This window comes from Pseudomonas sp. PS01298 (assembly GCF_029959745.1).
GTDB classification, from domain to species: Bacteria; Pseudomonadota; Gammaproteobacteria; order Pseudomonadales; family Pseudomonadaceae; genus Aquipseudomonas; species Aquipseudomonas aylmerensis.
The window spans coordinates 1-9028 of record NZ_JASCPP010000170.1 but is presented as its reverse complement, the minus strand read 5'-3'; the positions used below and the strand labels follow the sequence as shown (position 1 = coordinate 9028).

Annotated in this window: 11 protein-coding genes; 7 read left to right on the top strand and 4 right to left on the bottom strand. The window is 62.5% G+C overall.

Annotation, left to right across the window (positions count from 1 at the left end):
• Positions 1-291 precede the first annotated feature (291 nt).
• The 4 genes from QMX97_RS30495 (at position 292) to QMX97_RS30480 (ending at position 3478) form a co-directional block, all read left to right on the top strand.
• Positions 292-891: a class I SAM-dependent methyltransferase gene (locus tag QMX97_RS30495; protein ID WP_282398143.1), complete on the top strand. Its 600-nt coding sequence runs from the start codon at positions 292-294 to the stop codon at positions 889-891.
• 122 nt (positions 892-1013) lie between these two features.
• A complete protein-coding gene (rnd, locus tag QMX97_RS30490) occupies positions 1014-2147 on the top strand; it encodes a ribonuclease D (protein WP_065902088.1) in 1134 nt (377 codons plus the stop codon).
• Complete coding sequence (locus QMX97_RS30485) at positions 2144-2437, top strand: YcgL domain-containing protein (RefSeq protein ID WP_065902086.1); 294 nt, start codon at positions 2144-2146, stop codon at positions 2435-2437. Before rnd ends, QMX97_RS30485 begins: the two co-directional genes overlap by 4 nt.
• 108 nt (positions 2438-2545) lie before the next feature.
• Entirely contained in the window at positions 2546-3478 is a 933-nt protein-coding gene (locus tag QMX97_RS30480) for a D-2-hydroxyacid dehydrogenase (RefSeq protein WP_106804837.1), read from the top strand.
• Positions 3479-3868: 390 nt separating this feature from the next.
• On the opposite strand, the gene QMX97_RS30475 is transcribed toward QMX97_RS30480, so the two are convergent.
• Positions 3869-4462, bottom strand: coding sequence for a nitroreductase family protein (locus QMX97_RS30475; protein WP_065902081.1), 594 nt, complete (start codon positions 4460-4462; stop codon positions 3869-3871).
• A 289-nt stretch (positions 4463-4751) separates the two neighbouring features.
• On the opposite strand from QMX97_RS30475, the gene QMX97_RS30470 reads away from it, so the two are divergent.
• Together QMX97_RS30470 and QMX97_RS30465 are read left to right on the top strand one after the other, a co-directional pair.
• Positions 4752-5201: a YcgN family cysteine cluster protein gene (locus QMX97_RS30470; protein ID WP_003172524.1), complete on the top strand. Its 450-nt coding sequence runs from the start codon at positions 4752-4754 to the stop codon at positions 5199-5201.
• A gap of 13 nt (positions 5202-5214) precedes the next feature.
• On the top strand, positions 5215-6435 hold the full coding sequence (locus tag QMX97_RS30465) for a hypothetical protein (protein ID WP_282398142.1): 1221 nt from the start codon (positions 5215-5217) through the stop codon (positions 6433-6435).
• A gap of 62 nt (positions 6436-6497) precedes the next feature.
• Here the strand turns inward: QMX97_RS30465 and QMX97_RS30460 are convergent, their stop codons facing one another.
• The 3 genes from QMX97_RS30460 to QMX97_RS30450 form a co-directional block, all read right to left on the bottom strand.
• Positions 6498-6848, bottom strand: a complete 351-nt coding sequence (locus QMX97_RS30460; protein WP_065902075.1) for a DUF2892 domain-containing protein — start codon at positions 6846-6848, stop codon at positions 6498-6500.
• Positions 6849-6916: 68 nt separating this feature from the next.
• Entirely contained in the window at positions 6917-7384 is a 468-nt protein-coding gene (locus QMX97_RS30455; RefSeq protein ID WP_003189607.1) for an RNA methyltransferase, read from the bottom strand.
• Between the two features lie 107 nt (positions 7385-7491).
• Positions 7492-7866 (bottom strand): YajD family HNH nuclease, encoded by a 375-nt coding sequence (locus QMX97_RS30450; protein ID WP_025858458.1) that lies wholly within the window; start codon positions 7864-7866, stop codon positions 7492-7494.
• A 152-nt stretch (positions 7867-8018) separates the two neighbouring features.
• Between QMX97_RS30450 and QMX97_RS30445 the strand changes: the two genes are divergently transcribed.
• Positions 8019-8939, top strand: a complete 921-nt coding sequence (locus tag QMX97_RS30445; RefSeq protein ID WP_282398141.1) for a ParB/Srx family N-terminal domain-containing protein — start codon at positions 8019-8021, stop codon at positions 8937-8939.
• The last annotated feature ends 89 nt before the right edge of the window (positions 8940-9028 follow it).

Below are 9028 nucleotides of genomic sequence, written 5' to 3'. Positions count from 1 at the left end.
AAGCCGCCCCTTCCTAAGGCCCCCGCAGTGTGTCAGGCATAACCGGTTGACTGGTTTTGGGGCGGCTTCGCCGCCCAACGCGGGGCAAGCCCGCTCGCCACAATAAGCCTGCTCAACCAAGCCTGCTCTCCATAACAAGCCTGCTCACCACAACAAGCTCACTTGCCACAGAGATCACTACATCCTTCCCCAGCAACACCCCCGTCACGCGTTTCAACTTTTTTTTCACGTTCCGCTGGTTAAGCTGCGAATCAAGGTCGTTCACCACCGTTTAACTCACATGAGCCTGTGATGTCGCCACAACCGCCTTCTTCCATCGAGATTGAATACGCCGAGCGCTGTGACCGTGAGCACGCCAGGGTCTGCGGCGATACACGTCCGCCAGGGCTGCGGCGGCGTCTGGCGTCGTGGCGCGACGAGTGGCTGGTGCGCCAGGCGCTGAAAGTCGCCGGCGAACCGGGGCTGGTGCTGGACCTGGCCTGCGGCTCGGGGCGATTCTGGCCGGTATTGGCGGAGCACGTCAACCGGGTGATCCTGGCGTCGGACAACTCCCAGGCCATGCTCGACCACGCCCGCACCCACCACCCGGCGTCGTTGCTCAAGCGGGTCAAGACGTTTCAGGGCTCGGCGTTTTCCGTCGGCTTGTCGGCCAACGCGGTGGATTGCATTTTTTGCCTGGAATTATTTCGTCATGTGCCCAGCAGTGAAGGGCGCCTGGCGTTGTTGCGCGAGTTTCACCGGGTCAGCCGTGACACGGTGATTGTGTCGGTGCCGTCGCGCACCCCGGTGGAAGAGGAGTTTCGCCAAGCCGGCTTCAAAATCCTGCATCACCAGGAATTCATCCCCGGCTCCCACCTGTGGCGGGTCTACGTTCTGCGTAAGAGAGGATAAGTCCCGCCTGTCGGACTATTCTTCATCTCTTGTCTGAGTTTTCATGGACGCCTGTGCACTGCGAATGCTCGCAAGTCCCTTTCGCGATATATACTGCGCGCCATTCTTCAAGGGAGAGCCGTGTGGCCATCGATATTCACTGGATCTGCGACAACGATAGCCTCGGCCAGCATTGCGCCGAATGGCAGCAGTTGCCATTCGTCGCCCTCGACACCGAATTCATGCGGGTCGACACCTTTTATCCCATTGCCGGGCTGATCCAGATCGGTGATGGCGTTCGCGCTTACCTGATCGACCCCCTGACCATCGACAACTGGCAACCTTTGGCCGCCTTGCTGGAAAACCCAGCGGTGATCAAGGTGGTGCATGCCTGCAGCGAAGACCTCGAAGTGCTGCTGCGCCTGACTGGCAGCCTGCCGGTGCCGTTGTTCGACACCCAATTGGCGGCGGCCTACCTGAACCTTGGTTTCTCCATGGGCTATTCGCGCCTGGTGCAGGCCGTGCTCGATATCGAGCTGCCCAAGGGCGAGACCCGCTCCGACTGGCTACAGCGGCCATTGTCGGAGACGCAAATCAGCTACGCCGCCGAAGACGCGGTGCACCTGGCCGAAGTCTACACACGCCTGCGCCCGCAGCTTTCCGACGACAAGTACGCCTGGGTCCTGGAGGACGGCGCCGAGCTGGTCGCCAACCTGCGCCGCGAAGTCGACCCGTACGAGGTGTACCGCGACGCCAAGCTGGCGTGGAAACTCTCGCGTGCCCAGCTCGCCGTCTTGCGTGAGCTGTGCGCCTGGCGCGAACAGCAGGCGCGTGCGCGTGACTTGCCGCGCAACCGCATCATTCGCGAACACTCGCTGTGGCCCCTGGCCAAATCCCAGCCGGATAACCTCGCCGCGCTGGGCAAGATCGAAGACATGCACCCGCGTACCGTGCGACAGGACGGCCAGTTCCTGCTGGACCTGATCAAGCGTGCCGGCAGCGTGCCCATGGACCAATGGCCACCGGCCGTTGCTGAACCGCTGCCGGTGGACGCCGCGGCGCTGATCAAGCAACTGCGTGCCCTTGGCCAGACCTTCGCCGAGCGCCTCGACATGGCGCCCGAGCTGATGCTGCGCAAGAAAACCCTCGAAGCCCTGGTCAAAAGTGGCTATCCCGATGGGCCTTACCAATTGCCAGACTCGCTGCGTGGCTGGCGCCGCGAGTTGATGGGCCAGGCGCTGCTCGACAGCCTGGCCACTGCCGGAGAACAGCCTTGAAACGTATCTGCTCCATCTATCGCAGCTTGAAACGCAACGAAATGTATCTCTATGTGCTGAAAAGCGATGCCCTGGAGCGCGTGCCGGAACCGTTGATGGAAGCCTTCGGCAAGGCCCATCACGCGTTTGACATGGTACTGACGCCGGAGCGCAAGCTGTCGCGCGAAGACATCACCGTGGTGCTGGAAAACCTCGAAAAGCAGGGCTACCACCTGCAAATGCCGCCGGCCGAGGACGAGTACATCGAGCACTTGCCCGAAGAGCTGCTGCGACGCAACGACCCGGTGTGATCGGTGGGTGCCCTGTTCAGGGCACATTCATCCATGGAATCGTATTATCGGGCGCTGGCCGCAAGGGATGCGGGCGGCCGTCTGCACTGTTTTTGAAAGGTTTGAAGCATGCGTGTTCTGATTGCTGAACAGGATCACCCTCTGTACGCCCGGTTGCTGGGCGAAGCGGCACCGGACCTTGAGGTGCTGACCAGCGGCGACTCGGCCGAACTGTCGCGCCTGGCCGCCGATTGCCCGGTATGGCTTGGCCAACCTGACCTGCTGGCGACGTTGTTGCGCCAGGGCCATCAACCGCAATGGCTGCAATCGACCTGGGCGGGCATCACGCCGCTGCTGGCCGACGGCTTGCCACGCGATTATCGCCTGACCCGTGCGGTCGGCATCTTTGGCCAGGTCATGGCTGAGTTCGTCCTCACCTACATGCTCGGCCACGAGCGCGAAGTACTCGCGCGGCTGGTCAGCCAGGTCGAGCGCAAATGGGACAACCGCATGGGCCAGAGCCTGGCGGGGCGTACGGCGCTGATCGTCGGTACCGGCGATATCGGACAGAGCGTGGCGGAGTTTCTCGTGCCGTTTGGCGTCAAGGTGTACGGCATCGCCAGCACCGCGCGGGAACAGGCGCCGTTTATCGAAGTGGCCGGGCTCGATCAGCTCGGCCGGCTGGTGGGCGAGGCGGATTATGTGATCAACCTGCTGCCCAACACGCCGAACACCCACGACCTGTATGACGCGGCGCTGTTCAAGCAATTCAAGCCGACCGGGCTGTTTATCAACGTCGGGCGCGGCGTGGCCGTGGTCGATGCCGACCTGGTCGAGGCCTTGAAGGAAGGCCACCTGGCCGGCGCGGTGATCGACGTGTGCCGCCAGGAACCGCTGCCGCAGCGCCATCCGTTCTGGACGGCGTGGGGCCTGTTGCTGACCGGGCACAGTTCCGCACCGACCTCGCCGTCGATGATGGTCGAGTTGTTTGTGCAGAACGTGCGCGCGTTTCAGGCCAAGCAAGCCCTGCGCGGAGAAGTGGATTTCGAGCGCGGTTACTGACGGCGACACACAACCTGACAGTCAAGATGGAACCTTCTTCGCGGGCACTCCCACCCAGTGACCGCAAAGGGCGCAAGGTCGCGCCCTTTAAGGATATCCATATGACTAAGGACAGGTTCGCCCATGACCACGCTCACCCCTTCCTCTTTCAATACGCCAGCCTTGGCGTTTTCCAGCCGGGGAACACCGGCTCCGACCGATGCCGCCTTGGCGGCCAAACAAGCTGTATCCGGTGGACTTGAATGGCATGCCTGGGGAGTTCATGGTGCCGGTGGTCAAGCGCGTGTATGACCGGCAAGTCGCTGAACTGCGGGCGGCGTTCAATGAGCTGATCGCCCCCGCGTCTTGATCGGCTCACCCTGGCGTTCGGCAACGCCAGGGTGACACGGCTCAAAGGCTGAAATCACCCTCTGACACCAGCTCGCTCAGCGGCTTGCGCGGGCTCGGTGCTTCGCGGCCTTGCAGGTACTCGGGCAAGGTCGACTTGTCACCCAGCTTGCCGACGGCCACGGCCGCGTGCAGCGCATACCCTTCTGGAATCTTCAGCTCCTTGCGGGTCAGCTCCTGGTCGAAGCCGGCCATGCCGTGGGTGTGCCAGCCGCTGAGGCTGGCTTGCAGCGCCAGGTGGCCCCAGGCCGAGCCGGTGTCGAAGGTGTGCCACAGCGCCGGGGTTTCTTCCGTGGCGCCAGGGGCGGTGAAGTCGGTTTTCGAGGCGATGATCACCAGGGCCGAGGCATGCTGCGCCCACCCACGGTTGAATTCATTCAGCAAGCCCAGGAAACGTTCCCAGTCCGGCGTGTCGCGGCGCGCGTAGAGAAAGCGCCATGGCTGCGAGTTGTAGGCCGACGGCGCCCAGCGTGCGGCTTCAAAGAAGCTCAGCAGGGTTTCCTGGGGAATGCTTTCACCGGTAAAGGCGCGTGGCGACCAGCGCTCGGTGAACTGGGTGTGGATCGGGTAATCGGCAACGCGTGGATTTGTGCTCATGAACAGTTCCTGATGACGACGATGGGCTACGGTGAGATAGGCAAGCGCAGTTCAAAAAAACGGGGCACCGATGAGCTCGGCGAGGGTTTTTTCAAGGCTCCATGGGGCGTCGTGGGCAATGCGGCGAAGCATTTATGGCGGCCGACGCAGGGCCTTCGCGGCTCACAAAGCTACTGCGACGAAGGTTCGCTGACAAGTCTTGTCGTACCGACAGTCGCCAGCGCTTGGCCCCAAGGGCCTTGGGCACTAGACTGGCGGCCTTTTCACCTACCGATACTGATGCAGAGCCATGGCCGCCAAAGTCGAACCTTTCTGGATACGCAAAACCCTTGAACACCTCGACCAGGAGGAGTGGGAGTCGTTGTGCGACGGCTGTGGCCTGTGCTGCCTGCAAAAGCTTGAGGATGAGGACGACAACAGCGTCTATTACACGCGTATCGCCTGCAAACTGCTCGACCTGAAGACCTGCCAGTGCACCGACTACCCCAACCGCCGCGCCTCGGTGCCCGACTGCATCCAGCTCACCCCGGGCCAGGCCGACCAGTTCAAATGGCTGCCGCCCACCTGCGGCTATCGCCTGGTCAGCGAGCGCAAGGACCTGCCGCTGTGGCACCACCTGGTCTGCGGCGACCGCGACGCCGTGCACCATGAACGCATTTCCCAGTCCGGTCGCATGCTCAGCGAAGGCAGCGTGCCCGAGGATGACTGGGAGGATTACCTGATTTTCCGCGCGGGCTGAACGAGGAGTGTGTATGAGGGCGGGAACCCAGCTGGCGGCAAGCCTGGTGTTACTGGCGTTGAGCATGCCTGCGTGGTGCGCGAAGAAGGTCGACCTGGATTATCACGTCAAGTTGTTGCCCCAGAGCGATCAGGCCGAGGTGCGGGTGAGCCTGTCCCAGGGCTCGGCGGTGCGCAGCCTGGATTTCGACCTTGGCCATGACGGTGACTACAGCGACTTCAAGGCTGATGGCCAATGGAGCGTCACCGAGCACCGCGGCCGGTGGCAACCCGGCGCCAACAAGGCCAGCCTGACCTACCGCGTTCGCCTCACCCACGCGCGCAAGCCGGGCATTTATGAGGCGCGGATGACGCCGAGTTGGGCGCTGTTTCGCGGCGAAGACCTGGTGCCGCCCGCGCGCCTCGACCAGCAGGACGGGGTGGAGTTGGTCGCGCGCCTGGTGTTCGAACTGCCGGCAGGCTGGAAAAGTATCGAAACCGCCTGGCCGCGGATCGGCAAGAACAAATTTCGTATCGACAATGTTTCGCGCCTGTTCGACCGGCCGACCGGCTGGATGCTCGCCGGCACCCTCGGCAGCCGCCGCGTGCGCCTGGGCGAGAGCGAAGTCACCGTCGCGTCGCCCAAGGGCCAGGCCATGCGTCGCATGGATGTGCTGACGTTGCTGACGTTCGTCTGGCCCCAGGTGGAAGCGGCGTTCCCGCGCCATCCGGCCAAGCTGCTGGTGGTAGGCGCCAGCGACCCGATGCGCCGTGGCGCGTTTGCCGCGCGCGACTCGATCTACCTCAACAGCCGTACGCCGCTGGTCAGTGAAAATGGCAGCAGCCCGCTACTCCGTGAAGTAGTGCAGGCGATTGGCCGTTTCAACGATCACGACACCAGTGACTGGATCAGCGAGGGCCTGGGCGAGTACTACGCTATCGAGCTGCTGCGCCGTGCCGGCGGCATTACCGATGAGCGGTATCAGGCAATCCAGGCGAGGTTGGTCAAGGAGGGCAAGGACGTGACCAGCCTGCGCGGCGAGCACGTCAGCGGGGCGACGGTCTCACGGGCGGTGGTGGTGTTGCAGGAGCTGGATCGCGAGATCCGCGTGAAAACCCACAACAAGCGCTCCCTGGATGATCTCGCCCAGGCGGTGATGCGGGCCAACAGCATTACCACTGCGGAGTTTGTGCAACTGGCCGAGAGCATCATCGGCGAGACGTCGGTGGTGCTGGACAGCAAGTTGCTGCGCTGAATCCGCCGAACAGACTGCAGCTTCCTGTAGGAGCCCGGCAAGCCGGGCTCCTACAGGTAAGGCTAGCCGGTGGTTTTTACCGCTTTTTCAGCCGCCACTTCGGCCTTGGTCTTCAGGTTTTTCAGCTCTTCACCGGCGCGTTCGATCTTTGTACGCACGCTGTTCATTTCCTGACGGCCCTGTTCCAGCTTGTCCTTGAGCGAGCTGTGCCCGGTGACGCCGCGCACCAGCGCCACGCCGCCAATCGCCACCTGGATCAAGCCGAAAATCCCGCCGCGGCGCAGGCCTTTGCCGACCATCATCACGCCACCGGCCACCGAGCCGATGCGTTCCCAGCCGTGCACGTTCTGGGTGGGCTGGGTCTGGAACGGCGTGTGTTCGATGATAGGGCGCAAGGTTTTGCTGTCGCTCATGATCTGTCTCCAACGAGGGCTAGTGATATGCAGCTGACTGCGGGCAGGCGCCGGATGTTCCCGATAAATCAGTACTTGGGGCCCGAACGGGTGTTGTTGCCCTTGGCCAGGCGGTCGTAGAGCACCACGTTGACGGTCGCGGCAAGGTTCATGCAGCCGGTGGTCGGGATGTACACGACGTCTTCGCACCAGTCGCGGATCTCTTTATCCAGCGAGCCATCTTCGGGGCCGAAGATATACAGCGCGCGGTCAGGGTGCGTGTATTCGGGCAGCGGGCGGGCGCCTTCCACCAACTCCACCGCGACCGGGATGCAGCCCAGGGGGAGGATCTTCTTCAGGTCGTCGATGCCGATCAGCGGAATGTCGTGGTGGACTTTCTTGGTGTCGGTGATGAAGTCCCGGGCGCGCTCGTAGCGCACGCCGGTGTAGAACACCGAGGCCACGCCGTAGCAGCCGGCGGCACGCATCACCGAACCAACGTTTTCGGGGGATTTGGGGTTATACAGACCGATGCAGCTGTAGCGTTTATTGCCCACGGGAGTGCCTTAAAAAGGCAGCAGTATAGCGGCAAGCTACGAGCTGCAAGTAAAAGCGGCATGGCTTTTTCTTGTAGCTCGCTGCTTGAAACTTGCAGCTGCGTAATTCAGTCGTCTTTCTTCATCAGCCCCGCCAACGCCGCAAACGGGTTGTGCGTGGCCTTGGCAATCGTCGGGCTGCTGGTGGAGCCTTCGCCGAAGTACTGCTGGTCGGTGTAGCGCGAGTGTTCGTTGTCGTGGCAGTACAGGCACAGCAACTCCCAGTTGGAACCGTCCTGGGGGTTGTCATCATGATTGTGATTTCGGTGGTGTACGGTGAGCTCGCTCAAGCGTTTGCCGGAGAACTCACGGGCGCAGCGGCCGCACACGTGGGGGTACATCTTCAAGGCTTTGTCGCGGTAGCCCATTTCCCGGTCACGCTGGGCATCGGCCAGGATGCGGTCCAGCTTGGCGGTGTGGGAGGGCGGGTTGGTCGAGCTCATCATGGCTCCTGGCTATTTGGTGGGTCACGGATAGGGTTGATTCTAGCCGCTCGCGCTGTAAAAGACCGCTGGCTTTTTCAGCAACCGTACAGCCTGGCCGCGACGAACGTTTGTAGTATCGGTTCACTCACTTTCATAAGGATCTGAAGCCTATGCGTTTACCTACATGGACAGTTGCACTGCTGCTTTGCGTGCTGGCGGCTCAAGCCCAGGCGTTTTCCACCCCCAAGCCCGGCCAGGTGATCGAGGTCAGCCTCCAACAGCTGCACCCGACCCAGGCGGTGGTGGGGTTCGACCAGATTTACTACAGCCTGGGGCTGTTTGCCGACAAGCCGAAGAAGGTCTTCGATGAGTACTGCGAAACCAACGGCCAGGGCGAAGCCGACAACGTGCCGAAAAAGGCCGACCTGCAGCGGCCCGACAGCTTCACCTGCAAGGACCCGGTGGGCACCCATCCTGAAGACATGAAAACCGTGGTGGTCGGCCCCGCGGGCCAGCTGTACCTGACCGACGGCCACCACAGTTTCACCACCTTGTGGGAAGTCCCCGGCGGCGGTCCCCGGTTGAACATGTGGGTCAAGGTCACCGACGACTTCAGCGACAGCCCCGACCTCGCCACGTTCTGGCAGCGCATGCAGGCGGCGCGCAAGGTCTGGCTCAAGGACAACCAGGGCCAGACCCTGCCGCCGACTCAATTGCCGGCCCACCTGGGCTTCAAGAACCTGCAGGACGACATGTTCCGCAGCCTCGTGTACTTCACGCGCAAGGCCGCCTATGGCAAGCCGGAGGAGGGTGCGGTAGCGCCGGAATTTCTGGAGTTCTACTGGGGCAACTGGCTGCGCACGCAGGTCGACCTGAGCCAGTACAACCTGGACAAGAAAAGCGGCTACAAGGACGCCATTGAAGCCGTCGCCCAGCGCATGGTCAGCCTCGCGCCGGGCTCACAGGTTGGCGACAGCGGTTTTACCGCCCATCAACTGGGCGGCATGACCACGCTGGACCGCGATGAGCTGGAGAAGACCTTCGAGAAAAAAGTGCCGTATGTGATTGATTACCGCAAATCCCGCAACTGACGCGGGATTGGAAATGTGGGCGCTGGCTGGCCTGCGATGTGGGCACCCGGGGGGCAGGCGCTCCGGGTTGATGCCATCGCAGGCCAGCC

Excerpts from the sequence above, each read along its gene's own strand:
- QMX97_RS30495 (WP_282398143.1), top strand. The coding sequence starts at position 292 with ATGTCGCCACAACCGCCTTCTTCCATCGAGATTGAATACGCCGAGCGC.
- QMX97_RS30480 (WP_106804837.1), top strand. The coding sequence starts at position 2,546 with ATGCGTGTTCTGATTGCTGAACAGGATCACCCTCTGTACGCCCGGTTG.
- QMX97_RS30475 (WP_065902081.1), bottom strand. The coding sequence starts at position 4,462 with ATGAGCACAAATCCACGCGTTGCCGATTACCCGATCCACACCCAGTTC.
- QMX97_RS30470 (WP_003172524.1), top strand. The coding sequence starts at position 4,752 with ATGGCCGCCAAAGTCGAACCTTTCTGGATACGCAAAACCCTTGAACAC.
- QMX97_RS30465 (WP_282398142.1), top strand. The coding sequence starts at position 5,215 with ATGAGGGCGGGAACCCAGCTGGCGGCAAGCCTGGTGTTACTGGCGTTG.
- QMX97_RS30460 (WP_065902075.1), bottom strand. The coding sequence starts at position 6,848 with ATGAGCGACAGCAAAACCTTGCGCCCTATCATCGAACACACGCCGTTC.
- QMX97_RS30450 (WP_025858458.1), bottom strand. The coding sequence starts at position 7,866 with ATGAGCTCGACCAACCCGCCCTCCCACACCGCCAAGCTGGACCGCATC.
- QMX97_RS30445 (WP_282398141.1), top strand. The coding sequence starts at position 8,019 with ATGCGTTTACCTACATGGACAGTTGCACTGCTGCTTTGCGTGCTGGCG.